The sequence below is a fragment of the Pirellulaceae bacterium genome, assembly GCA_029243025.1.
Classification (GTDB): domain Bacteria; phylum Planctomycetota; class Planctomycetia; order Pirellulales; family Pirellulaceae.
The window spans coordinates 26,012-52,838 of record JAQWSU010000028.1; the positions used below are offsets into that span (position 1 = coordinate 26,012).

Sequence of the window (26,827 nt, forward strand, 5' to 3'; positions counted from 1 at the left end):
TAATAGGGAGTCGTCGCAATGCTTCGCTCAAGCTTTTCTTACAAACGACGTTCTCGATACCTTTTCTTGGGTACGCTGACCCTGTTGTGGGTGGTCGCTGCCATCGGCTTCGCAGCATCGGTTTCCGCCGAGCTGCAGGCCGGCGCGGCCAAAGCCGATATCACGTTTCCCGGCGAGCCCTTCAACGATCGGCTGCATGCTCGCGCCTTGGTGCTCAAGAACGACGCGACCGCGATTGTGGTGATTTCGCTCGACGTCGTTTCGCTGGGGGAGATCGGCTACATCGGTAACGATTTTGAGGCCAGCGTCCGCTCGCAAATTCAAAGGGAGCTTGGGATTCCCGTAGCCAATATCATCATTAACACGAGCCACTGTCACGGCAAACCGGCCAAGGACTCGGATCAGCGCACTTTGCGGGCGGTGCGGGAGGCGGCGAGAAAACTCCAGCCTGTGAAGATTGGAATTGGGACCGGGCATGAAGATCGAATTCAACAGAATCGTCGCCTTATTCTTGAAAATGGGAAAGAAATTGACGAACGCCGCGCCTATTCGCTTCCGCCCGACGAACAGGTGGTCGACGTCGGTCCCATCGATCCAGAAATCGGAGTGGTTCGCGTTGATGACCTAGAGGGTGTCCCAGTTGCCGTGATCTATAACTTTGCGATGCATCCCATCATGGGAACACCCAATGGATGGAATACGGCCGACGTCACGGGGTTCTCTTCTTCCGTTATCGAAAATAACCTGGGAAACGGCGCTGTCGCGCTTTTTTTGCAGGGGTGCGGTGGTGACATCAACCCAGCTGACTACAAAAATATTGATGCTCCCCGCCACGCCGAACCGGCGGGCAATATCCTTGGATTGAGCACGTTGAAGGCGATTCGTCGAATTGAAACCCGAGCGGACGATCGCCTGGTCGTGGTCAACGAGGTGATCGAGTTGCCCCGTGCTAATCTCGCGGAACGGATCCAACAAATGGAGTCTGAGCGGCAGCGTTTGCTCAACTCAATCAGCGGCACGACGCTCAACCTTCGCACGTTTCTCGATCTAACCATTCGGCACAGGCTCTCGCCCGATTACCCGTCGAATTTCAAGTATCGTTACCTGGCTGACGAAAAGATCAATAACAACGATCAGGCTTTGCACGACTCGTTGAATCGTCGCCTGCTGAAGCAGTACGCCCGGAACATCTACACCATGGAGCATCTTTCGCGACTTAACACGAATTTGCAATTGCTGAAACAGCATCAGCGACGCAACCTGGCGGCGAAAAAACGTACGATCGACGCCGAAGTGACAGCGATTCGACTGGGCGACATGGCGATGGTGACATTTCCCGGCGAAGCGACCGTACGTATTGGATTGAGTATCAAGCAGAAATCACCTCATGAACGGACGTTTATCGCGGCTTACACCAATGGCTATCTTTATTACGCTCCAACAGATCAGCAGCTGCGCAACAATGTGGGCGGCGCGCAAGAGGACAGCGATTGCCTGTTGGCGCCGGGTTGGCAGGAAATCTACGAGGCCAAGGCGCTACAGATGCTCAAGCAACTGGACGTTAAATAAATTGTCAGCCCCTGAGTCTTTCAGGTGGATTAAAGCATGACGGTCGATTTCGAATTGCGAAAAAATAACTGCAATGTGGCAGCGATCGGCATCTCGATGCCAGATTACTTGTAAAGGTTTGATAATGCAGAGCGTCCTGGTTCGGGTGCTGGCTGCAGATGAGTCTCTGAAGGAACAGCCTCGCCTAAGGTCAAGCAATGATCTGCTTGAGACGTGGGGTGACTTGCAGGTCGCTTCTAACGGGTACCCACAGGCCGTCGCTTGCCCGCGTCCTCGATCAGGGCGTGCTCGAAAAAAGATTTTGCCGAAGCGAAAGGTGAACAGTGAAAGAAAGGTAGCTACCGACCTGTTGACACGCGTTTCATTCGAATTTGTTTACCGCCATCGGCATCATGCAGCTGTGTGATGCCAGCAAAGTGTGCCACGACGATCTGATCCGAGTATTTTTGCGTGGACTCTAATTTCAGGGGAATTGACTCTGCATTTCCACTCGCTCCCATCTGAGATGTGGTGAACGATGGAAGTCGAACTCGATGTGCAGGAGCTCGAAGAAGTATTGGACCCACTTTTAGTCCTGTTGCACCTACTTGTTCGTTAGATATCGTACAGCGACGATGGATCACAAAAGTACAAAACTTCCTGCAAGCATTTGCGAGCAGGAATCGTTTCCACCGCAGGATTGCCACGCGAGCAGGTGATCGTCAACCGCTCCACGCAGCGATCCTTGCCGTTACCCGGTTAATAAGGAATGGGAAAGCGGCCCGAGCTTCATTTTCAGAGTCAGGGTGGGCCGCCTTCAACTGTAAAAATCAATCGTCTTCGCGGATGCTGACCTTAACTTTCTCAACGTGGCCGTTGAATGCTGAAGACTCACGATCTTCGAAAAGCTCGTAGACAACTTGAGTTGCGTCATCAACGCCGACATCAGCCGTTTCATCGGCAGAAAAGACGGCTGGCTGTGTTTTTTCGACACGGCCCTCGGCCACTTTCTCACCGTTGACAAACAGCTTGGCGATGCCACCCTTCCCTGTGCCGCCACCATCGTAGTCGAAGGTCAACTGAATGTTGGCCTTGCCCGAAGCAATGGGGGTGGGGGACTCAATGGTGTACTCATCAAGACCGAACCAATTGTAGCGGTAGGCTGGTTTACCTTCATTCATGTAGAGGGCCCAACCACCGAACTTTCCACCTTGGCAGAGAATAATTCCGCTCGCATTGTCATTGAGTGACACGTCAGCTTCGATGGTCTTCGACGTGTTTTTGACGTTTAGGAAGGTGTTCTCAAGAATCCCCTCCATGCCATGCGACAGCGTCAGGGATTTTCGATCTCCCATCAGATCAGGTCGGCCTGCAATCTTGGCGTTGAAACGTTCGTAGAGTCGATCATCAATGGGAAAAACATTGTTGGCTACCGCTTCTTTGACGAATAGCTTACGAAGATCCTTGAGTTTGTCCGGATGTTTTTTGGCAAGATCCTGGGTCAAACTGAAATCTTCGTTGACGTTATAGAGCTCCCAGATATCTTCTTGGAGGCTACGTAGCGGGACACCCTGCCATGGAACTTGATGAACCGTACGGGCGAGCCAACCATCATGATAGATACCGCGATTTCCAAACATCTCGAAATACTGTGTGACATGTTGGCCCTCTGCATCCGAGTCTTTTGCAGCATACAGCATGCTGACACCATCAAGGGGTTTTTGCTGGACCCCATTGATTACTTTTGTCGGTGGAATTTTGGCTGCTTCCAAAACAGTGGCCGCAACATCGTTGGCGTGATGCCACTGCTCGCGAATTTCTCCTTTGGCTTTGAACCCAGCTGGCCAGTGCATCACCATGCCATTGCGTGTGCCACCAAAATCGGCCGCCATTTGCTTTGTCCATTTAAAAGGCGCATCGGTCGCTACTGCCCAGCCACAAGCCATATGCGGAAAGGAATCAGGGCCTCCCCATTCATCACCCCGCTCCAACATGCTTTCGATAGATTCGACACCGAAAATACCGTTGAGATGGACAAGCTCATTGAACGTTCCTTCCAGCCCGCCTTCCGCGCTGGAACCGTTGTCGCCCATGATGTAGATGAACAGGGTGTTATCGAGTTCACCGATACCTTCAATGGCATCAACAAGACGACCTATCTCAACATCGGTGTGCTCAGCGAATCCCGCAAAAGTTTCCATCTGCAAGGCGAATAAATCTTTTTCAGCCTGGCTTAGTGTTTCCCAATCCTTGATGTCTTCAGGCATATCGGCCAATTGGGTATTCGCAGGGACGATGCCGGCAGCTATTTGCCGTTTCAGCGTTTCCTCTCGAAGTGCTTGCCAGCCTTGGTCAAACTTGCCTTTGTATTTTTCGATCCACTCTTTTGGAGCGTGGTGCGGAGCGTGCGTCGCTCCCGTTGCAAAATAAATGAAAAACGGCTTGTCAGGTGTCATGGCCTGCTGGAATTCAACCCACCGGATAGCATTGTTCGTCATATCGGTGGTGAAATGGTAGTTTTCCTGACTTTCCTTCGGTACTCGTGTCACGCCATCAAAAATGACAGGTTCCCATTGGTTGGTTTCGCCCCCAATGAAGCCATAGAACTTGTCGAAACCCGATTGTGTTGGCCAGCGAAAAAATGGCCCGGACACAGATACCTCCCAGGTGGGTGTCTCGTGCCATTTCCCAAAAGCGGCAGTGCTGTACCCGTTGTAACGAAGTGTCTCCGCAAAGTATTTGGCGTCATTGGGTCTCATTCCAAGGTTGCCAGGAAATCCCGTTGCGATTTCCATCACCGAACCAACGTTGACATTATGGTGATTGCGCCCGGATAGCAAGGCTGCTCGCGTGGGCGAACACAGTGCGGTGGTATGGAAGCGATTGAATCGCAGGCCATTTTTTGCCAACCGATCAAACGTGGGAGTTTCGATAGCTCCCCCAAATGGGGCAGTTGCGCCGAAGCCAATGTCATCGAGTAAAACCACGACGACGTTTGGTGCGCCTTCAGGCGCTTTGACTTCAAAAGAAGGTGGGGGTGTTGCCTTCCGGGCATCCATCTCTTTAACGGCAGCAGATACAGGATTAGGGATGGGCAAAACCGAACGGTCAAAGGATTCTGCTTCGAGATTTTTGCTGATGGAAAGGAAGGTTAACATCAGCACTGCAGAACGCAGACATATGATTGACGAATCGCCCCAAAGCATCATGATTTCTCCTGAAAGTCAGTAAACACAGTTTGCATGTTGTCATTGGCAACCTGAGATCAGGTTGAAGGTCGGTGAGTATAGCCAGTCAACCCCATTAGGCAATCGGGTGTCGACGCATTCAAGTCTGCGTCTCCCGAGAACGAAGTAGCAAGAAACGTGATGCCTAGCTCGCGTTTAGGATGAATGCTGTTGGCGACGGATGTTCGTGATGATCCGAAATAAACGGCGGTAATCCCCTGGTTGCGAAAAACTGGAGTAGTACGCCATCACCCCTGCTTGCTTATCCCCGAGCGAAGAACAACCAATCGGTGTGTTCTTGATCGGTGTGTTGGTGGGCATAGGTGACTGACTCGACTCGGACGTGTTGGAAGACGGAATGAAGTGCATCGACAAAAGAGGAACTTTCGGCGTACGACCAAACCGCCAAAATGCCTTTCTCAGCTAGATGCTTTTTTGCCGCAGATAAACCAGGCATGCTGTAGAAAGATTCATTTCCCTCACCCAGATGCTCCTCGGGAGAATGATCGACGTCGATTAAGATCAGATCGAGGAGCTGGTCGGCTGGGCCGGCCAATCGCTGAAAGATATCTCCCTGGGTGATGGCAAGCCGGCTTTCATCCTTAAGGCGACTTGAAAGTGGCATGAGATCGCGTGCAAGCCAATCGATGACCTGCGGTAGCAGCTCGACAACTTCGGCTTTTGCCACGCGATCCGACGCAAGAGCTTCGCCCGCGGTGTAGCCCAGACCAAGTCCGCCGACCAAAACGTTGAGATCCTTGCCGGAATGCATCTCCAAGGCGGTTTGGGCCAAGGCACGCTCGGACGCGGAGTACAAGCTACTCATCAGAAATTCGTGATTGAGCGTTACCTCCGTAACGATCGTGCCGGGTTCTGAAAGCAATTCCCGGCGGCGTAGGCATAACAGGCCAAGCGGGCTCATTTCGTGGGCAAGAATCTCTAGGTTCAAGGGCGACATGCAAAAGTTCTTTCTACCAACGATGGTATTGGTTGGGAGGGTGGAAATCGCCACAAGGGTTATCGCCCGGCCGAAAAACAACACCGCTCGCTAAGTTGGCGCGGTTCACCCGCGCGGTGGTATCGATAATACTCTACTGGAAATTATCATGGAGGTCATCGCCGAGTCGTTCGTGGTCGTATTTCATCGCCGTGCATCGCGGCTTCGATCGCATCTAAGATTGATGGGGATCTGGGCCAACGACAAAGGTTTCCGGCATGCAAGTTCCGAATTCGAGGCCTGTGGGTTGACGGTTTGTCCTCCATCGAGCTCAATGCTGCCATCACGATTTCAGGTGGGGAGATGGCGCATGGCGTACCGCCAGGGATGACGAGTGCTTGTTGAATAACGTGAAGAATTCCCTCCTCAGCCCACCCTTCAATGGTTTGTGCGTCATGTGCGATGGTTTGCGCAGTGGGCATCAATCAACGATTGACCCGTACTCCATCGATCAGTACCGTACCGACGCCACGCTATCCTTACCCGCACCTGGCCACCTTGAGCACTGAGGTGGACAAGCGACCTCGGTTCCTCGTGTCGGTTCGTTTCAGAGCTTGGAAGGAACGACAAAACCCGTGTGCTTGAATGGCATCATTCAAATGAGGATTGGGAATGGGAATCGGATCAATTTGGTTAAGCCGGTGCGCCCCATCGATGGCGTTTGCAGCACTCATTCGCCAGCTCCTCGATTGATGACTTGCGGGGTGCGATGTTCGGTTTAAGCCACTGGCAATTGGCCCCATGTTGGAATTTTAACGGTTGGATGGTGACGCATTCAGTTGAGATGTGTAAATTGACGGATTCCAGATTCGGTCGATGGCCCGCGCGTGGACAGATTCTCGAAGTCGACATCGCCCGGAAATGGGATGGTCATTCGCACGCATCTGAATCCGAAGATGTGGATGTTTTATTAGTGAATCACCAAGGGCCGTACCTCGTATGTGACCTCTGTGAAAGAATTGGAACGCAGAACTCCGCTCGTCTTCCTGTCTGGTCTTGGATTGCTTTTCAATGTCGTCTAACTCGAAAATCCGACCCGTGCATATCTTCGAGTCCTGGCGACCCGTTGTTTCAGGTTACACCTCGCGCAGTTGGGATTTGATTAACGCACAAATTCGAAACCGCAGTCTTGAGCCAAGGGTCATCGTGACGTCGCGGCAATTTACTAACGGAGAAGATCGCTTAGACGTTCCCACCCAACTCGAGGATCGTTGTCGTCTTTGCGCTCCCTCGAGTCGTGAGCGTTGGATACGCACGATCCGACGGTATAGTTTGGACGGACGAGCTTTGGAGCGAAGTATTGACGCGGTGATTGACGACTGGAGGGTGGACTTGATTCATGTTCACTGGTCATCGGTCATTGGTCGAGTCGCGGCGCGGATCGCCAAACGGCGTGGGATCCCGTTGGTTTCCGAGGTTCGATTTGACCTCGCTGCTGCTGTTAACAGTCAGACATTCCGGCAACGCTTAACGTGGCTAGAGCCGAATTTGCGAGTTTTTTTTGAGTCGCATTTGGCTGATTCCCAGGCAATCATTGCCGCTGGTCCTTCGCTCGCTCATCATTTGAAAAGTTGTTTTCCGGAGCTTGATGATCGGATTTGGTCGGTAAGCAATCGGGTTGTCGATGGTCATTTTGGATGGGGACCTCGTGACGAAATCCAGAGAAAGGCGTTGGGGCTCCAGGGGCGTATTGTCGTCGGCACCACGAGCAAGATGCTGTATTACGAAGGACTCGAGATGCTCATGCGGGCAATGGCTCAAGCTCGCAAAAAAGTTCCGGCGTTACATCTCTTGCTGGTTGGTGATGGACCCGAGGCGAATGATTTGCGTCGCATTGCCCGCTCGCTTGAATTACCAGTCACCTTTACCGAAAGTGTGCCCGCCTCAGATGTGCCCGCACTTTTGCGACAGATTAATCTATTTGTGATTCCGAGGCGGGATAGCTCAGTAACCCGTCACGCAGGTCCGCTCAAACTGGTCGAAGCAATGGCATCAGGTCGGGCAATCATTGCAACGCCAGTCGGGGACATTCGATATTTGCTCGACGAGGGTCGGGGATTGATCTTGCCTGATTTTTCCATACCGACGTTGACGGATGCAATCATTAAGCTTGCCGAGGACCCTGTTCAACGCAATTTGATGGGACAACGCGCTCGTGACTATGCGAACCGTGAGCTTACATGGAACAATGCAGATGACTTGCACAAAAAAATCTACGAGTCCGCCTTGGCACTCAGGTAGCAGGGTACGGCAAAATTCGTAGCCTGTCTGATTCAGCAAATGGAATCGGATGGAACCGAAGCAAGCTCATTATTCATCGATAGATGTCAACAGAAACTGAATCTCTTGTGTTTGAAGAAAGTTTCAGTTTCAGCGTTTGGAAAAGTGCGTTGCCGAGACGCATGTCGGCGAGGCGTGGAGCGTCAGGGTGCGGGGATCGACACCGTATGTGTTTGATGTTTGTCAGGAGTTTTTAATCGACATGCTCAATGACCTCGGTGCGACTCGTTGGGGAGCCCGTCCCCACAAGCAATGAGACTTCCTCCGCGATCGTATCCCGCAAGGCTGGACGTGCAGGCTTTCTTGATTCATTGTCGGCGGTGAGCACGGAGATCGCTGCGGATGCCAATTCCGTCGCATCGTCCGCTGAATAGGTTTTTACTTGCGGTGGACGCAATGTGTTGTAGGCGGCAACCACTGGAATGCCCAACGCCAGAGCTTCCAATACGGAACTGGATATGCCGTCGCGTTTTGGCGTGCGAATAAAAAGGTCGGCTTGCGTTAGAAGAGTTAAGTATTGTTCTCGCCCCAGGTCGCCGGCTAGGTAAACGCTGCCCTTAAGGCCGAGTTGTTCTAAATTGGCGGTGCATGGTTCGCTCCCAACCTCGCAGCCGACCAGGCAGAGGCCCGCGTCGGGGAAGTGTTTTTTTGTTTTTGCAAACCCTGTCAGCAGGACGTCGAGGTTAAACTCCGGTCGAAAAAAGACGTAACTGAAGATGATCGTCGGGTGAGCTTTTAAGAAACCGCTAATACCCGCGGGAAGCGGGACGGCATCGAATTCCATGTATTGCTCGGAAAAAGCAGGGATGGGGGTCACCTTTTCGGGTGATATTCCGTACGCAACGATGTGCCGCTTGATTTTTTCATCGTTGCAAATGATTTGAGAGTTTAGTCGATAGATTATCCAGTGGAATGCGTCAATCAGGTGGCTGTTTGGATTGGGGAAGTAGCGTCCACCAAGGCCGCCGTGCCAAGTAAGGACAGAGGGACGCAGGAAGATCACACTCAGGATACTAGCGTAAAGAACGAAGCAATAAGCTTTCCATGACTCAGAATTCAAGTGGTTGTGTATGCGATAGCCGCGCAGCAAGTGAAGCAAAACTTGGAGTGCGTAATCGAAATTACTGCGGATGCCACGGATATGCGATTCTGGTGCTCGGCGAGCCAGTCGATTATCGCCCAGATCGAGTGCTGCACATTGGATTCCTTGCTGCCGCATCGACGTCATTAGATATTCGATACGAACCGACCACCCTGCGTGAGGTGGAGGGAGCGGGCCAATTTCGAGTATTTTTCGATGCATTTGATCGCTTTTGAGAATATCAACGGTGAGGTGATTATAGAGAGGGTTGTGCCTTCAGTCACTTTACTTTCCGCAGAAAAAAAGTGAACGGTTTGAAATGAAAAGGCGTGGATCCGTGCGCCGAACGCACCAGAAAAATGATAACGCAGATTCTCGCAATCCCGAACGGACAATCGGTTAGTAGCCGTTGGCGCGGACCATTATCCCGTAAACCTCCTCATCTCATGTTAGAGGATGCGAAAGAAGTCGTTCGACGCATTCGCTTGAGTGCACGATCAAGCCTCGCAACCAGGCCTCGCAACCAGGCCTCGCAACACAGTAGACATCTTTCGGCCGATTCGACTCCCACTGTGGCACGTCGGATGTTCACAGGGAGTAGGTGGGCGTTAGGCGGAGTTGATCGTAAAACGGAAATGAACGGGCAGTTGAATGGCTGCCCGTTTTTTCATGCGGCCCAACGCACATTAGAAATCCGATCGTGAGCGACGATTGGGGTGGTATTCATGGACTCGCGAATCCAAAGCCGTTTTTCCTGCTATTTCAATCGGTGGAAAAAGCCAATTTTAGCCTCGCTCATTTCAACTTCTTCGACGCGCTGTAAATCTCAGTCCAGGCAAAATTCATTCTCGTCAATGCCCCGTTTATTCCGAGAGCGTAGACTTTTTTTGAGGCGACCGTCGTTTCAATAATTTTCCGATCAGGCAGTCTTGCTGCGCAGATTCGATCATCCGGCGAGGCCTAACAACGTCCAGGTGATCCCCGAAGAGGGCTCAGGAATGAGTCCTGAGCAGTAAGCAGTAAACACATGCCATGCTACCTGGGCTCGACGTGACGAGTCAGGGAGTGATCCTTGAACCTGCTCGCCCATTCTATCGAGTCTTATGGCAAGTGTGCCCAACGAGTTCAGCGCACTCATGATCGATTGGTGCAGGACCAAGATGCATCGTTCGTGTAGCTTTGCGCGAAAGAGAAACGGTACTCGCACTTCTAAATTCTGAAAAGTGGAAGAATCCGATCGGGTTAGTTGGCCCTGGTGTAATCGCTCTAATCAGAATTTGAGACGTGAGCGGAAGTGATAGATCATCGCGTTATTTGAAACGCTGGGTGCGATGTAGTCCGTTTCGCGATGGCTCACCTCGAAAGCGACATCGAAGTACTCGCTGACATCCCACATCAAGTTGGTCCAGGCCACTTCGTTGCGAGAACGTTGTCCCGCGATGGCCTGGGATGTCGGATCGAAGGGGTCCTGGCGAATCACGCCCAAGTCTTCGTTACGCGGGTCGTCAACGCCGTAGCCGATGTGAAAGGTCAGGGAATCAGTGAGCTTCACCCAAATGTCACCCCAGGCCGCGTAGGTGGCGATCGGCTGCAATGTATCGGGATTGAGGCTTTGGCCGATTGCCGCGTTGTAGGTGCCGATTGCCTCGCCTACCAGAAACTCACCCCGTACTCCGATCCGTTTGCCGGAGATGTTGGCGTCGAGCGAGACTCCCCAGGTATCGGAAACCACTTGGACAAGGCCAAGCGATCGTATCTCGCCAATGACGCTTGAAACTCCCAGCTCAAATGGCCTTTGGCCGTTTCTGCCTTTCCCCAGCGCCAAGGCCACTCGTGTCTCTACGTTCGGCCAACCGTTGTCCGTACCAATCACAAAAGGATCGGTGACAAAGTCGTTGACGACTTGTTGGCTAATCGCAGCCTGCAGCGTCCATTGTACGCGTTCGCTGGGGCGCATGAACCGCTCCGCGCGCAGAGAGCCACGGAACGAACCGGCATTGCCTGCCTGCTTATTTCCGCCAAAATTGACAGTCACAGGATCGAGCGGATTGAACAGATCTCCATTTTGGCCGAACGTGATTCGCCAGTATTCGTTCTTGAGCTCCCCATAGCCACGAAGAAAGAACGGTGACGACTGATTCAACACTGGCCTGCTGCCCAGGTAGTTGTAGAGGAGCATACCACCGAGTTGAAACGATCCAATCGACGGGCCGCTGAAATTTAACCCCAAGGCGGACGTTTGTCCGTGTACGGTGAATTGGTCCTCAGTAAAACCCGCCCCAAGTTGGGAGTTGAGATACAAGATCATGGGACGCGCTACCGTGCCAGTTGTGGCACCGATCGCTTCGCCGGCCAGGAAACCAAAGGGAACGATCCGCCAAGGCCCTTTGTTCAGCGAGAACGATTTCTCGCAACAGTTGCAGAGCGGTCCTAGGCCCTGGCAAACCGGCTTGTCCCCATCGCAGAGTCCAAATTCACAGCCGTCCATCTGCGCCGGATCTTCTACGGTCAGATCGTAGGTCGCGTGGATGGTTGGCAGTCGCCGCATCGCCGTGCGCTCAAAATTGCTACGTTGCTGTTCTCGTTCTCGCAGATAGCGTAATTCCTCTTCGGTGACTTCCAAGCGGCGGAGTAAGTCCCGCGTCGAAGGGGCCTCGTGACGGTCAGAACGCAAACCCAATGGGGGTTGGAGCTGCGCATTTGTTCCGCTTGTAAGGAACGCACAAAGTGCGAGCATTAGCAATGCCCGGCGATATTTCATGCTCGATTCCTTTGCTGCCTAAGAGTTTGATTACATCAGTTTATCGACCGGTGATTCACCGATTATGGCGCGATGTGCGGTTGTTAACGATCTTATTTGTTGAGAGAGGTGATGGTTTTAGGGATTGGTGAATCCTTGAGGCTGTAAAATGTCCGCCTTCTGAATCGCTTGTGGCGCCGACCTCGAATCGAGTTTCCAAACCATGGGGCAACGTCGTAGGTGGCGATCCTCCCGTCCTCCACAGAGCCCCGCCCGGGTGCTACATTCTTGCCCTCTCAGATTGTGGATTTTTGAAAGGCTCGACAGACTTCGGAGCTAAGCTTGGGCAAGCTGCTTGCCGACGGTCATTGAAGTCGAAGTCCTTTCTGCGGTTTTTGCGTGCCTTGGTCCGAAACGTTCTGTATATTTGGAAGGTTTTGATGAGCCTGAGTTGTCTTACTGCAGGTTAAGAGCCTGAAGCAAAAGCTTTGTGATGAGATGGCCGCTGCCTACGAGAAGCCCATGCAAGCGGAGATTTCACTCAGATGGTATTCGATGTCAACGCAGGAATGGAATCGACAGTCCAAAATACAATGAGGATATTTACAATGAATGGCGCAAAATGTTCCGCAGTCCATGGTTTGGGTTGGATCTCTGTGTTGGTGCTCGCGACTGTGGTTCACGCCGGGCCAGCCGATTATGTCTTTATGGGCGGTAAGGTCTACACGGTCAACAAAGAGCAGCCCTGGGCCGAGGCTGTAGCCGTTCAGGGAAAGAAGATCGTTTTTGTCGGCTCCACCTCAGACGCAAAAAATTATATTGGCGACCAGACGAAGATCGTCGATCTCGATGGCAAGATGATGCTACCGGGATTCATTGATAGCCATTGTCACCCGGTGGTGGGTGCATTGGTCACACCTGGAGCTTTTCTTCAATATGACTCGGTAGACGAGGTGCTAAAGTCTGTCAAAGAAGAGGCGGACGCAAATCCCGACAGTGATCTTATCCGTGGTTTTGGTTGGCGATACGCATCCTTTCCCTCCACGGGGCCGACCAAGCAAATGCTCGACGAGATCGTTCCCGATCGTCCGGTCTTCTTATTTGCCATCGATGCGCATGGAGCTTGGGTGAACTCGAAAGCGCTGGAGAAGGCGGGTATCAGCAAGGATACGCCGGATCCGCAACCAGGCTTCAGCAAGTATCAGCGTGACCCCAAGACGGGCGAGCCCACCGGTTACCTCGTCGAAGTTCCCGCAGCGCTCGAAGTGCTCAGCAAGCTCCAGATCCAAAACAGGAGCAGCGTCGCGGCAGCACTCGACGACTTGATGCCCAAGTTTGCGGCAGCGGGGATCACGGCTATTTTTGAGGCTGGTATTCAGGGGCTTTCGAACGAAGACGGGTTCGGGATTTACCTTGACATGGAAAAGAGCGGAAAACTGCCATTGCGAATCGTCGGCAGTTACTATCACAACAATCCCAAGGTGGATCCGCTACCGATCATCAAGGCTAATCGCAAAGCCTTTCGGGGTGAATTAGTCCAGTGCGAGGTACTCAAGATCAATGTCGACGGTGGCGACGCTCAGCATACGGGTGCTTACCTACAACCTTATGCGGATAAGCCGGACACCATGGGCTTGCCGATTTTCACGCCGCAGCAACTCAATGATCTTGTCACCCGGGCAGACGCCTCAGGGATCGACGTTCATTATCATGCGTACGGTGACCACGCTACTCGGATGGCCTTGGATGCGATCGAAGCTGCCACCAAGGCGAATCCCAAACGCGACCGAAGGCATACGCTTGGTCACTCCATGTATTTAAAGGATGATGATATACCCCGATACGCGAAACTTAACGCGATCGCGCAGTTTTCCATTCAATGGGCCACGCCTGACTCAGCAAACTTGGGCCTCGCGGTCGAACGACTTGGCGAACGGGTCGTCTACACCGAGTTCATGCGGCCGCGTTCGGTCCTTAATGCGGGCGGGAAGGTGACTTTCGGTACTGACTGGCCTCCTGCCGGTTACTACAGCACCTACAAGCCCCTGGAGATGATTCAGGTGGCCCTGACCCGCAAGATGCTCACTGGGAAAGGCCTGGCGCCAGTCATGCCGCCCCAAGATGAAATAATCACACTTTCACAGGCAATCGAAGCCACGACGCTGACCTGTGCCTACCAGATTCGCTTGGAAGACAAAGTGGGTTCGATTGAAGTCGGCAAGCTGGCTGATCTGGTTGTGCTCGGGAAGAACCTTTTCGACGTCGAACCGATGGAGATCAGCAAGGTCAAAGTGCTGATGACAATGATGAACGGAAAGGTCACGCACCGAAAGGGGATCTGATTCGGCCAGGACGGTTGGCTCGGAAGCGACGATGCTGTTGCAAGACTTCAAGCAGTTACGGCCTGTCTAGCCGGACGGGCACGTTCATGCTCGATTTGCTGGGACCCGAGCCGGCCGAAGAGAAAGATGCGAATCGCAACAACCCGATCGTTCCGTGTTTCCAATGGGCTCTTCCTAGAAACGGTGTTCGCCGAACGCGAGTCTTTTCATGGCTATCTCGATCGTCTTAAAGCGATTAGCACGCGTTTTGCCGAATATTTGCCGGGTAGCATGAAGTTGAAAGGCGAATCGCTTGCCGAGTAAGGCTGGGTAGAGTCTGTGGCTTGTGTAGATTGAGGTGGCGCGTTGCGGTGAATCGTGCCGATTTAACACGACGTATGTGTCTATGATAGCCCATGCTATCTCTCTGCCCGCGATCCGGTCGTTGTCATGCAGCAAACCGCTGAAATCAGACTCGTCACTGCTGTGCTGTTCGCGAGTGCACTGCTCTTGCCGTCACGCGTCGTCGGGCAAGATAGCATCGGTTTGGACAATGGCTTGCCGTGGAACACCAACTGGGCCCGGATTGATGAAGGTAACGAGAATCTCTGGTCGCTGTTAGATCGAGGCGGCGGGCCGTTGGAGTGCGGCGGTTGGATATCGGCCGGCTTCACCGCCAATGCACACGGCAATCGAACCGGGAAGGGTAACGCACCGTTGCCACTAAACTCTATTGCGGATGCGCCCGTAATGAACCAGTTGTGGCTCTATGCAGAGAAGCCGCTCGACAGGGAAAGAATGGGTGCCGATTGGGGCTTCCGGATCGACTACCTCTTCGGAGTGGATGGTCCCGAGATGCAGGCAGCGGGTGATCAGGGCTGGGACTTCGGCTGGAACACTTCCCGCGACTACGGCTCAGCCATTCCTCAGCTATACGCAGAGCTCGGCTTTCATGAACTGGTTCTTCGTGTGGGCTACGCCATTGGCCTGCAGGGTTTCGAAGCGAATCAAGCGGTGGACAATTTCTTCTATTCACATAACTACGCCTACGGGTACGGTGTGCCTGGCACATTTTCCGGCGCCGTGTTGGAGTACGAGTTAAGCGATAATCTTGCAGTGTTGGGGGGATGGACGACGGGTTGGGATAGTTGGTGGTCTAACTACTTGAGCGCCTCAACGTTCGTGGGCGGGCTGACATGGACTTTGAGCGACGAGGTGAGTCTGACCTATCACGTAACAATCGGCGATTTCGGGGACGGAACCGCAAAGAACGGGGCCAAGAGCAACGCCGGGCAGATTTATGCTCACGCGATCGTGTTTACCTGCGAAATTTCGGAACGCGCCAGTTACGTCCTGGAAAATACGCTGGGCAGTAATAGCCATACTGGCGTCGGGTCAGGAAACAGCCAGTGGTACTCCCTAACAAACTATCTTTTTTATGATCTGAGCGATTGCTGGTCGGCGGGAGCCCGGATTGAGTGGTTCTGTGACGAAGATGGCCAGCGAGTCAACGTAAACGGTGCCGGCCCCGGCTCTTTTTATGAAGGGACGCTTGGCATCAACTGGGAACCGCATGGCAACATTCGTATTCGCCCCGAAGTCCGTTGGGACTGGTTCACCGGTCAAGGCCGGCCTTTTGACAGCAGGAACGGTGGCATGACTGGTACGTCGGTCCACCAATTCACGGGCGGCCTGGACGTCTTGCTCATCTTCTGAATTCCTCGATGCGAAGCTGACCGGTCGCGTGTCTCACCAATACCCTGTCGGGACATAATGCTTCCTAAGGGGAATGATTGAATTGTTGTTATCGAGAAGGGTTCAGGCGGTTAATCTGTCGTGCGTGGCTTGCTGCAAAATCGGCTCCCGTTCTGGGGACTGTTGCGCGGCTCCCAATGCTCGGGTTTTCGCCCTCCAAATGGCGGGCTGGCATTGGATGCGGCTTGTTGAGGAGTGGACTTTCCGACTCGGTTGCTCCATGAAAGAACCCTACGCCTGTCTCTGTGACCCTTGGTTTCTCCTCAACGTTCCGGTCGTTCTGCTAGGTATTCGGCGACGGCTGCAGCCAGGTTCGCGCCGACAGCTTGGTAGACGGTGGGGGTGCTATTTTTATGGTTCCACATCGTTTCTAAGCACAGGCTGACCGTCTGCGGATTACCGTGCATGCTGACCCAGTTTGCGCTAATCTGTCGCCAAAGCGGATGGTAGCTGGCTCCAGTGACTCTGGATTTGCTGCTCATTGGTAGCTGCGGCTTGACCTTGCTGATGCGTGCATACGCGAGGCTGATAAAGCGATCCCGCAGGCTGATCATCGGTTCCTTTGACATCTCGCTCGGCAGGATGTAAAAGAAGCTGGGGTCGCTGGGAGCCGGATTGTGAAGATCCAGAAAGACGTCCATGCGTTGTTCGTCGATCAGCTTACCGACTTTTCGTTGAGCCGCACGAACTTCATTCCAATGCGGCTTGCGGGACCAATCTCGGTTGTGATCATGCGGCAGCGCATTTTTGCCGCCGTTGCCGGTTGCCGTATTGTCGACGTCCATCACCGGAACAATAAACACCTCGGCGTGCTGCCGGAGCCAGGCAGCCTGTTTATCTTTGCCAAGCAACCATTTCGCGAAACCTTGTGCTACCCAACTCGAACCGCTCTCCCAAGCGTGTTGCCGTGCCTGAACCCAAACGCCGAAACGTTGTTTGTCCGACCGCTTTCCTGCCTTGACGTGCAACATTGGCACGGTTCGTCCGTCACGCGATCGGCACAACTCAACCGCGGTGGCATGCCCAGATTGCTTGCTTATTTCATGTACGAACGTTGACGCAGTACGCGGCGTGTAGGGCGGACCCCAAGCCACGAAGACCGATTTCGTTTTCGGCTTGAGTTTGTAAACCATCCACTCGTCTTGCCGACTACCTTGATCGGTCTGCTGCCACGTCTTCCCATCGGTGGAAAACGTCGCGTACTTAGGCATGGACCACGATGCCGACAGGGGCTTGCGTTTGTCGATGGCTGCTGGCGATCGCTGTAACCGCAACGACAATGTATCTTTGGCTGTCAGGCCATCAACCCGAAAGTACCACCAACAAGGCCAGCCGCGTCTGGGGTCACCGCCAGGCATGAATCTGACGCTGCAGGACTTCTGATCAATCTCCAAAACGCGGACTGACGCCCCCTGGAAATCAGCCACCACGCTCAAACGTGAATCAGCCAGTGCCCGACCGTTGCCAATCATTGCAATGAGAGCCATCAATATCAAGCAGTGTCTCATGCCATCATTCCCTTTAGTTATTTTTGCCTAGCATTCAGGGATCAACGTTTTCTCGCACGACGCGGTTCACTTCCAGGAAGAAACATACCACGTTGAGCATGCAAGAGTGAGATTAACTGGCTGGAGACGAAATTGCAGGCACTGCACTTGTCTCACCCACGAAACTCGTTTTTACGACAATTCCCGTTGAGGTTTTGAGAAGCTTTTTTCTTTGTAGGTCATCGGGGCACGTTACTGCGATCAGACTCTGTGCGTTCGTGTGATTTCGCAATCGTTTTCTTGAGAAGCAGTTTCAAGCTGCTACACATTCAACGCATGAGGCGCGAACTCTCACGCGAAGGAGGGTCTGTTTATATGACTAAGATTCATAGGCAGACGCTTTATCACGCTCCTGCCCAAAGGATGATTTAATTCTGCCGTATTCGATGGGTGCTCAAACGGGCTGATGGCTTGACTGGTTTTACCGCGCGCTAAACAAGGGCAGCAATTGTTTTAATGTGGTTTTTTTAAAATGCGGGTTGAAGAGATTGCCTTTTGCTCTGAACTCCTATTTTTGTTTTGTTTCTTTTTACTCTCCTCGTTCAGTAATTGAGGGGACGCTTCCAAGTGCTCGGCGTGGAGTATGGAGTCTTTCGAACGGAGTCCCTCAACGTGATGCGGTCATTCGCTCGATGCGATTGTTGCATCGTTATCGTGAACCATGAAGCTGCCATGCTGAAGGGTCTGCGTGACCGCACCATTTTCACCCATCACAGACGAATCGTCGCAGGCAGGACGCCGGAAACCCTCGTGGGACTGCATCGAGGCGGCGTCGATAGATATCTTGGCGGTTGGCCGTTTTTCGTCGGCGCCGCATCATGATTGCAAGGCCAGCCAGCATCGGCCAGCTTAGCATGGTGATCGGTTCAGGGACGGTGAACAGGGTCACATCGTTCCCATCGCCACCGGCATAGGTAATGAAAAGATCGTGGCCGCCAAAGTTACCGACGAGACCGCCTTCGCCTAGTCCCATATATTGACCGGTGAGCGTACCGCCGACACGCAGGAAATTGAACGACATTCCATCCGAGAGTTCAAAATCGTCAATCAACAGTACGTCCAAGCTGCCGGCTAGTTCCACATTGCCCGTCACGTCCAGCCAGTCATGTTCGGTCGACAACTTATCACCTCCTCCATCGAAATGACCGCCCAATTCGATCTCTTTGCTGCCCTCAACTTTAAAGTATTCACCTTCAATGGTCATTACACCGGCTGAATTACCCGGCTTGGTATGACCATGATCGGTATAACTTCCTTTGATCGCACCATTACCTTTTAAGGTTCCGTTGTTGGTAAACGTACCATGGACCGTATCAATCGTGCCATTGTTTGTCAGACTGCCGCCGACCGCGTTATTGAGTGTGCCGGCGTTTAGAAGTTTGCCGCCGGATTCGTTTATCAACATCCCGTAGTTGTTGATCGTGCCACCAGCAATGTTGTACAGATGCCCACCCTTAGAATCATTACTCGTAGTATTGGTCAACTTGCCGGTATTCGTCAGGATGTGTGTGTTAATCAAGGTGCCCCAGCTCATCAACCAAGCCCCGGGAACGATACCATCGCTCCACGCTCCTGAATTGCTCAGGGTGCCGCGGTTGATAAGATAATGCTCGTTTTCCAGCGTCCCTTCGTTGGTGAACGTGCCACCGCTGAGGTTCTCGAGCTCACCCCCGTTGTAAATGGTGCACCCTTCGAAGTTTTTCAACACCGACTTATTGTTGAGATGGCCGTCGTTGGCCACATAGCCGCTTGCCGCGTTATAAAGGGTGTTGTTGTTGGTCAACGTACCGGAATTAGTGACCTCAAGCTGACCATTGTTTATAAACTCGCTGTCGTTGGTAATGCTGGGCGTCCTCACATAAACGGTCTCCTGATGCGGATTACCATTGGGAGAGATCTGTTCGCCAAGAAGAGCGGCAGGGGCGAGCATCAAGGTGGAAATGGCGAGTACAGGGAGGCGTTTCATTGGCATATCTCCATGGATGTTTCTTAAAGCGGTGATTTTAAAACTTGCGACGGTGTACCCGCAATGGCTAAAACTAGTAAGCGCTCTTGTCATGAAGGCTTCCAGGAGGATTTGATTAGAACGGTGAACGATTTCAGCAAGAATGCTTGACGCGACCGCTGCGGGTGAAAGCTCGTTCAGTCACGAATATCGTGCGCTCGGACAGTAACGGCGGGCAGCTTCGTAGGCGTATAGCGAAGAGCAAAACCCGGCGGCTCCTCTTGTCGACGGACGGCCAAGCCGAGTCCGATTAGCATCGACTGGGGAAGGGTTATCATGACGCGGCAATGTGGCGGAATCCGCTGCATGGTTTCACCCACTCCGATGAAAATCGAAACCAGCAGTTTGGATCAATGTGGGTGCAAAGGAATCCGGTTGCAGTAGGAGTTGGCATCGTCCAAGTAGTGTCAGACTGGCTCGAGAATATCCCCGACGTCGCCATGTGACACTTTTAAGCAAGGATTTCGCGAATCACCCGCGCTTCTTCTACCCCCGTCAACCGTTCTTTCAAACCGTTGCGCAGTGCATACAACTGTTCGTGATGCATGCCTAATTGATGTAAAATCGTGGCATGCCAATCGGCGACTGAAACCTTCTTCTCAACCGCAGCAAAGCCCAACTCATCCGTCGCGCCGTAAGTCAACCCGCCCCGTACTCCGCCGCCCGCCATCCAGGTGACCATCGCATTCTTGTTGTGATCGCGACCCGCGTTCTTTTCATTCTTATCGCTAGGCAATTGGGCAATCGGCAGCCTGCCAAATTCGCCGCCCCAAACGACAAGTGTGCTGTCGAGCAAGCCGCGTTGCTTGAGATCGACCAGCAATGCTGCCGTCGGTTTGTCGGTCTTCTCGCAAGCCGCTTTCAAACCCCTTTCGAGTCCGGTGTGGTTGTCCCAGATCTGAGACTCGATGTAGAGCTGAATAAAGCGAACCCCCCGTTCCACCAGCCTTCGCGCGTACAAACACCGGCGGCCATACGAGTCAGTTGCTTCGGTGCCGATCCCATACATCTCAAGCGTTTGCTGCGTTTCACCCGAGAGGTCTAAGGCATCCGTGGCGGCCATTTGCATGCGAGCGGCAAGTTCGTAGCTGGCAATGCGGGCGCCCAGGGCCGGTTGGCGCGGATGGGATTCGCGGTGGATGCGATCCAAGCGGGCGAGCAAGTCGCGTTGCAACTGGGTCGCCTGTTGCGGCTCGCCAAAGTCGCGCTGCAGGTTGAGCACCGGCGGGCCGGACGAGCGGAACCGGGTTCCCTGGTAGACTGGCGGCAAGTAGCCTGCCTGCCAACTTTGAGTGTGATTCACTGGCAATCCTTTCGGATCGTCGAGCACGATGTAAGCCGGCAAGTTCTGATTTTCGCTTCCCAATCCGTACGCGACCCAAGAGCCCACCGACGGCAGGCCTGCCATTTCGCTACCGCTATGGATTTTGAATAGCGCCGGCTCATGTGTCAGATTGGTCGTATGCATCGAACGAATCAAGGCGATATCATCGACGCAATTAGCCAGGTGAGGCATCGCGTCGGACACCCACGTGCCGCACTGTCCGCGCTGCTTGAATTGAAACCAACTGCGCATCAACGAACCGGCCGCCTCAGGGTTTTCCACTTCGCCGGCGATCTTGCCGAAGTAGGACTTACCATGGTTCTTTTCCAACTCCTCTTTGGGATCGAAGAGGTCCATTTGACTTGGACCGCCGTTCATGAAGAGCTGAATAACCGATTGGGCACGGGGCTGAAAGTGGGGCGTTTTTGGCGTGAAGTCTGCTATTTCCTCAGTCGAATCGACCGTTTGCTTGTCAGCCGCAATGTCTCGGCCATAAATGTCCCGCGAAACAAGCGACGCCAAAGCAGCTCCGTAGAGACCGTTGGCGACGTTCTCAAAGAAACCTCGTCGGGTGATGTTCGCTGGTTGTCGGATTAGGTTTCGCATTGCGGAAATTTCAATTCACAATCAATCGATATACAAAAACGCGGCCGAGTTCATGACTACGTGGCAGAGGTTGGCAAGCGATTTTTTAGTAACCTCGCCTTCGAAGTCTGCAGCCGCGGACTCTGTTGACAATTGCTCTCGCCATTTGATCTTAAGTTGCTCGAGTGTACCCATCATCGCCTGCTGTTGCTCGCTGCTCGGCGCTCGGCCCAGGGCGACCAAGCAGAGCCTGTCGATCTGTTGTTGGTTGTCTTGGTCGACTTCGGCAATCAATCGCTCGGCAAGGGCCAAGCTCAACTCGTGAACCATCTTGTTGTTCATCAGAAACAAGGCCTGCGGTGCGACAATCGAAATAGGTCGGTCGACGCAGTTGGGGCTCATCGTCGGCCGATCAAAATTGTCGAGGATGGTGAGCCGTTGCGTCCGGCGTTTCAAAACGTAAAGGCTGCGTCTGCGGCCCGACTCCTGTAGATTTGAGATCACGAGCCCCTCGCTATTGGCCGTGATCGGATCCGCGGGTCCGAACGGGGTCAGGTCAAGTTGCCCTGCAACTGCTAGCAGGGTGTCGCGCAGTACTTCGGCCTCCATCCGACGCAGCCGCATCCTCGACAAACGCGTGTTCTCGGGGTCTGCTCGCTGCCGATCGGGCGAGGTCTGGGACGACTGTCGATAGGTGGCTGAAGTCATCATCAATCGGTGCAAGTGTTTGATGCTCCAGCCGTGACGCATAAAGTTCACAGCCAACCAATCCAGCAGCTCGGGGTGCGAAGGTGTTGCTCCCGCACGACCGAAGTCGTCGAGTGTTTTGACAATGCCAACGCCAAAGTGGTGTTTCCAAACACGATTCACAATCACCCGGGCGGTAAGTGGATGATCGGGATCGGTAAGCCACCTGGCCAAAGCCAGCCGACTGCCGGTCTTCTTCGCTCCAGGCCAAGGAAGTTGGGGGGCAAATGGTGTTTTTCCATCGGTCAGCACCGAGGGCACCCCTGGTCCGATTAAACGGGCAGGTTGCAAATAGCTCCCGCGGCGCAGCAGATAAGTCGGGGACGGCTCGCCGCGATCCCACAGCGCACGCAGCATCGGTTCTGGCGTGCGCTGCGATTCGAGCCGTTTGATCTTCTCTTCGGTGGTTTTGACAAACTCCCCGTCCGCTGCGTCTTTTTTCTCTTTCAGTCGCTTCTTAAGTTCGGCGATCTCTGTCGTGAGTTCGTCATCCTGCTGTTCCCATCGCGTCCGTTCTGCAGTCGTCACGTGCGGTAAATAACGATATTCGCCCGTCGAGTTGCCCGCCCCGCCGGTGACTGGCTTGAGCCAATCGTGTTCGTCCATCGCCGGTTTTAGCAGCGCGACGAGTCGATAATAGTCTCGCTGCGGAATCGGATCGAACTTGTGAGAATGGCACCGCGCACAGCGAATCGTTAAACCCATGACCGCCGAACCCAGCACCCGTAGCTGATCATCGATCACATCAAGCCGGTTCGGCACAAAGCCTGTGATGCCCGCAAAGGTGCCATCGGAGGTCATCCGCAAGAATCCGGTGGCAACGAGCTTCTCGTAAATTGCGTCGGTGATCTCGGGGGCGTTTTCATAATCGACCAACTCGTCGCCGGCGATTTGCTCCATAAGGAACTGATCATACGGTTTGTCGGCATTGAAAGATCGGATCACATAGTCGCGGTAACGGTAAGCGTGAGGCCGCTCTGGGTCGCTATTCTGGACTCCTTCCGAATCGCTGTAGCCAGCCAGGTCGAGCCAATACTGGCCCCATCTTTCCCCATAGCGAGGTGATTCCAGGAGTCGATCGATAAGGCGCTCATACGCGTAGGGAGTATCGTCGGCAACAAATGCTTCCACGGCTTCGGGCGCAGGCGGCAAGCCGATGAGATCGAAATACGCGCGGCGAATCAAAACATGTTTTGACGCCTCAGCAGATGCGGACAGTCCTACCGCCTGGAGCGAATTCAAAATAAAAGCGTCGACAGGATTGCGAACAATCCCTTTGACGGTAGGCACTGCCGTCTGTTGGGGCGAGCGGAACGACCAGAAGTTCCTGTCAGCGTCGATGACCAGTCGGTCTGGCTCGCCGGTCGCGACGTCGGGCTGGACATCGATCACGGGGGCTCCCAAGTTAATCCACTCGACTAGCTGCTTCAAACCTTGTTCGCTCACCGGCTTGACGCTGTGGCTGGCCAGTTTTTCGCGGGGGGGCATTTGCTCGGCTTTGATTTTTTGAATGAGCAGACTTGCCTCGGCGTCGTGGGGAACGATCGCGGGGCCCGACTTGCCGCCTTGGAGCATCGCCGCCACCGTGCGAATATCAAGTTCGGCTTCCTGCACCTGACGGCCATGACAGGTAGCGCAGTGCAACATTAGCGTTGGCAAGACATCGTGTTGATTGAGCGCGGAGGACTCCGCAGCAACCGTCCCAACGTCGGCACCTTGCTCGATCCAATGGCGGATCACCTCAATCTGCTCGGGCGAGAGGGGTTCGCCTTCGCCGTCAGGAGGCATTTCGCCCGTTTCGAGCACTTCCAATAGCCGACTTGTAGCGGGATCTGCCGCTGCGACAATCGGGCCCGATTCGCTGCCACGTAAAACACCCGCCGCGGTCGTCAAATTCAGCTCGGCTTTTTGCGTCGTCTCGTCGTGACACTCGGAACAATGAGCGCGCAGAATCGGTAAGACGCCCTCTGCGAAACTCACAATCGGCGCTGACTCTGCTTGCGGACAGACAACAGCCGTAACCGCGGCGATCATCACCGTCGCATGCGTTTGGAGAAGGACTCTGAAGGTTGACGACATGTTAGCCAGTGTACCAGAGCAGCGGGCAAATTGCATAAACTGCCTCGCTCGTCACATGCGTTTGGAGAAGAGCGTTGAAGGTTGCCGACATGCCGCCTAGTGCACCAGAACAGCGGTAAATTACATAAACTGCCTCGCTTCTGAAAGTCGGTGACTTTCGACATTCCCGAAACAGGCAAGGAAAAGCATGCAACTTCCAGGCCCAAATGGATTAACATGGCACGCATCCTGATCGTCTCTGCCGGTTGCAAGAGTACTGTGCAGCGACAATCTCTAGCGGAGTTGCAACCATGGGCCGTACGGTGGAATCGAAAGATCCGATCGAAGTTGGCAACAACGACCATCGCTACCGTGTTGTTGCAGATTGGCCGCATCTTCCCGAGGAAGTGACAATTCAAGAAGTGGTCGCTGCCGCTTGTAACCGTGCAGGTCAAGTCTTTCTGTTTAATCGCGGCTCGCATCCGATTCTGATCTTCGACCCGTGCGGCAAGTTGGTTGATAGCATTGCCGATTTTCCCACCGCTCGTCCGCACGGGATTACCGTAGGCCCCGACGACACGATCTATTGTGTGGACGATTTCGATCATACGGTGAAGGTGCTTTCGCCCTCAGGCCAACGATTACGCACTTTGGGAACAAGCGGCCAATTTTCCGACACCGGTGCCGTCACGATCGACTATCGCACGATCAAGCACGCCGGACCGCCTTTCAATTACCCGACCAATCTTGCGATCGCGGCTTCGGGCGAGCTCTACATTGCCGATGGATATGGCAACGCGAGAATTCACCGCTTCTCGCCCGAGGGCAACTTGATCGACTCCTGGGGCGATTCGGGCGAAGGGCCTGGGCAATTCCAGGTGCCTCACGGTATTGCGATTTCACCGGAAGAGATTGTTTACGTTGCCGATCGCGAAAACAATCGCATTCAGCGATTCGATTTGCAGGGCCAGTTCATCGACCAGTGGACCGACGTCGTTCGACCGACCGAGGTGTTTGTCACCGACGACTCGACGGTCTATGTTTCGGAGCTTGGAGCGCGAGCGGGCAGGTGGCCGGGTTGGCCAGACGCTCCGACCGGGGCAATTGGCGGGCGGCTGAGCATTTTCAACAGCGATGGCGAGCTGCTCGCCCGTTGGGGCGGCGGCGACGATCCTTGCGCCCCGGGCGATTTCTTCGCACCCCACGATGTTTCGGTCGATTGCTGTGGCGATATCTATGTTTCCGAAGTTGTCTGGTCGGCCGGCGCGAACAAAGGGGCCGTCAGCCCGCAGTGTCACACGATTCAAAAGTTCTCTCGAATGTGAGCCATGATCTTTCCCCACGACCAACTTCGAAGTCTGACGCAACGCATCTTTGCCGCTGCAGGTTGCAATCCGGAAGAATCAGAAAGAGTGGCAACCCTGCTGGTCGAGGCCAACCTGGTCGGGCACGATTCGCACGGCGTGTTGCGTATTCCCAGTTATGTCCAATGGCTAAGGGCTGGAAAAGTGATTGCCAATCAAACGATCAACGTGCTGGTCGACGATGGCCCGCTTGCCGTGGTCGACGGGCAGTTTGGGTTGGGACAGTCGGTAGGTCATCAGTCGATGCAGTTGGGAATCGAAAAAGCGACTCAACACGGCGTGGCCGTTGTCGCCCTGCGCAACGCGGGCCACTTAGGCCGTATCGGCGATTGGCCGTTGATGGCCGCCCGTGCAGGGTTTATTTCTTTGCACTTTGTGAACACCAGCGGGGCGGGGATGCTCGTCGCGCCGCACGGAGGAATTGAACGAAGGCTGTCGGTCGATCCAATCGCTGCCTCGGTTCCGGTGCCAAACGGCGCGCCGCTGCTGTTAGACATGTCGGCAGCCACGATCGCTGAAGGCAAAGTTCGCGTCGCTTTGAACAAAGGCGAAACCGTGCCAGAAGGCTGCCTGATTGATGCCGTGGGCAATCCAACTTGCGAGCCTTCAGTGTTCTATGGCAATCCGCCCGGTTCGATCTTGCCGATCGCCGGTCACAAAGGGTTTGGCTTGTCGATGATTATCGAAATGCTGGCCGGAGCTTTGACGGGTGGATCTTGCACGAATCCGAAACACGCTGAGCAAGTCGCCAATGGAATGCTGTCGATCATTCTCGATCCGTCGCGCTTTTTGCCCACCGCTGAATTCAACCCTGAAGTGAGCCGATTTGTTGACTTTGTCAAAAGCTCTCGCACGACGACCCCGACAGGCGAAGTCCTCATGCCTGGCGAACCAGAGCAGCGCACCAAGGCCCAACGGCTGATCCACGGCATCGAGCTGGATGCCACAACTTGTTCTCAAATCGCCACGACCTGTGGGCTGCTGGAAATCGATCCCGGCTTTGAGCCTCCCCAAACCGAGCAGCCCTCGCAGTCACAGGCAGAAATCAACATCCCCGGCGTGGACTCCGAAGAGTGATGAACACTTCTTGATTTGCCAACGGCAACCAGCGCGGTTGGTACCTGACCTCGATAACGTGTTCGGCGATGTTGCTACCGGGATTGGATGAGGCGGTTTAGCTGACCTGCCTGGCTTGCGGCAAAATCGGCTCCCGTCCCCGTTTGGCCCTTGGATGATGAGAACGAATTG

17 protein-coding genes are annotated in these 26,827 nt (G+C 53.9%); 8 read left to right on the forward strand and 9 right to left on the reverse strand.

Translation table 11 applies throughout. The features are described 5' to 3' along the window. Positions 1-18 precede the first annotated feature (18 nt). Positions 19-1,569: a hypothetical protein gene (locus P8N76_12450; protein ID MDG2382472.1), complete on the forward strand. Its 1,551-nt coding sequence runs from the start codon at positions 19-21 to the stop codon at positions 1,567-1,569. 809 nt (positions 1,570-2,378) lie between these two features. On the opposite strand, the gene P8N76_12455 is transcribed toward P8N76_12450, so the two are convergent. From P8N76_12455 to P8N76_12465, 3 genes are all read right to left on the reverse strand, one after another. Next, positions 2,379-4,757: an arylsulfatase gene (locus P8N76_12455; GenBank protein ID MDG2382473.1), complete on the reverse strand. Its 2,379-nt coding sequence runs from the start codon at positions 4,755-4,757 to the stop codon at positions 2,379-2,381. 280 nt (positions 4,758-5,037) lie between these two features. Further along, complete coding sequence (locus P8N76_12460) at positions 5,038-5,733, reverse strand: hypothetical protein (protein MDG2382474.1); 696 nt, start codon at positions 5,731-5,733, stop codon at positions 5,038-5,040. A 518-nt stretch (positions 5,734-6,251) separates the two neighbouring features. Continuing rightward, a complete protein-coding gene (locus P8N76_12465; GenBank protein ID MDG2382475.1) occupies positions 6,252-6,446 on the reverse strand; it encodes a hypothetical protein in 195 nt (64 codons plus the stop codon). 337 nt (positions 6,447-6,783) lie between these two features. Here P8N76_12465 and P8N76_12470 point away from each other — a divergent pair, with 337 nt between their 5' ends. Then, complete coding sequence (locus P8N76_12470; GenBank protein ID MDG2382476.1) at positions 6,784-8,013, forward strand: glycosyltransferase family 4 protein; 1,230 nt, start codon at positions 6,784-6,786, stop codon at positions 8,011-8,013. 232 nt (positions 8,014-8,245) lie between these two features. Here P8N76_12470 and P8N76_12475 read toward each other — a convergent pair whose 3' ends face one another. Beyond that, a complete protein-coding gene (locus P8N76_12475) occupies positions 8,246-9,355 on the reverse strand; it encodes a glycosyltransferase family 4 protein (protein MDG2382477.1) in 1,110 nt (369 codons plus the stop codon). Positions 9,356-9,833: 478 nt separating this feature from the next. On the opposite strand from P8N76_12475, the gene P8N76_12480 reads away from it, so the two are divergent. Then, positions 9,834-9,956, forward strand: a complete 123-nt coding sequence (locus P8N76_12480) for a hypothetical protein (GenBank protein MDG2382478.1) — start codon at positions 9,834-9,836, stop codon at positions 9,954-9,956. A gap of 447 nt (positions 9,957-10,403) precedes the next feature. On the opposite strand, the gene P8N76_12485 is transcribed toward P8N76_12480, so the two are convergent. After that, complete coding sequence (locus P8N76_12485; GenBank protein ID MDG2382479.1) at positions 10,404-11,894, reverse strand: hypothetical protein; 1,491 nt, start codon at positions 11,892-11,894, stop codon at positions 10,404-10,406. 587 nt (positions 11,895-12,481) lie between these two features. Between P8N76_12485 and P8N76_12490 the strand changes: the two genes are divergently transcribed. From P8N76_12490 to P8N76_12500, 3 genes are all read left to right on the forward strand, one after another. After that, positions 12,482-14,215 (forward strand): amidohydrolase, encoded by a 1,734-nt coding sequence (locus P8N76_12490; protein MDG2382480.1) that lies wholly within the window; start codon positions 12,482-12,484, stop codon positions 14,213-14,215. A 126-nt stretch (positions 14,216-14,341) separates the two neighbouring features. After that, positions 14,342-14,518, forward strand: coding sequence for a hypothetical protein (locus P8N76_12495; GenBank protein ID MDG2382481.1), 177 nt, complete (start codon positions 14,342-14,344; stop codon positions 14,516-14,518). A 126-nt stretch (positions 14,519-14,644) separates the two neighbouring features. Further along, a complete protein-coding gene (locus tag P8N76_12500; protein ID MDG2382482.1) occupies positions 14,645-15,910 on the forward strand; it encodes an outer membrane beta-barrel protein in 1,266 nt (421 codons plus the stop codon). 302 nt (positions 15,911-16,212) lie between these two features. Here P8N76_12500 and P8N76_12505 read toward each other — a convergent pair whose 3' ends face one another. From P8N76_12505 to P8N76_12520, 4 genes are all read right to left on the reverse strand, one after another. Continuing rightward, positions 16,213-17,457, reverse strand: coding sequence for a M14-type cytosolic carboxypeptidase (locus P8N76_12505; GenBank protein MDG2382483.1), 1,245 nt, complete (start codon positions 17,455-17,457; stop codon positions 16,213-16,215). Positions 17,458-18,199: 742 nt separating this feature from the next. Further along, positions 18,200-19,462, reverse strand: a complete 1,263-nt coding sequence (locus P8N76_12510) for a hypothetical protein (GenBank protein MDG2382484.1) — start codon at positions 19,460-19,462, stop codon at positions 18,200-18,202. 490 nt (positions 19,463-19,952) lie between these two features. Next, positions 19,953-21,431, reverse strand: coding sequence for a DUF1501 domain-containing protein (locus tag P8N76_12515; protein ID MDG2382485.1), 1,479 nt, complete (start codon positions 21,429-21,431; stop codon positions 19,953-19,955). A 21-nt stretch (positions 21,432-21,452) separates the two neighbouring features. Next, positions 21,453-24,236 (reverse strand): PSD1 and planctomycete cytochrome C domain-containing protein, encoded by a 2,784-nt coding sequence (locus P8N76_12520; GenBank protein MDG2382486.1) that lies wholly within the window; start codon positions 24,234-24,236, stop codon positions 21,453-21,455. Positions 24,237-24,526: 290 nt separating this feature from the next. On the opposite strand from P8N76_12520, the gene P8N76_12525 reads away from it, so the two are divergent. Next, positions 24,527-25,540: a peptidyl-alpha-hydroxyglycine alpha-amidating lyase family protein gene (locus tag P8N76_12525; protein ID MDG2382487.1), complete on the forward strand. Its 1,014-nt coding sequence runs from the start codon at positions 24,527-24,529 to the stop codon at positions 25,538-25,540. 3 nt (positions 25,541-25,543) lie between these two features. Continuing rightward, complete coding sequence (locus P8N76_12530; protein ID MDG2382488.1) at positions 25,544-26,656, forward strand: malate/lactate/ureidoglycolate dehydrogenase; 1,113 nt, start codon at positions 25,544-25,546, stop codon at positions 26,654-26,656. The last annotated feature ends 171 nt before the right edge of the window (positions 26,657-26,827 follow it).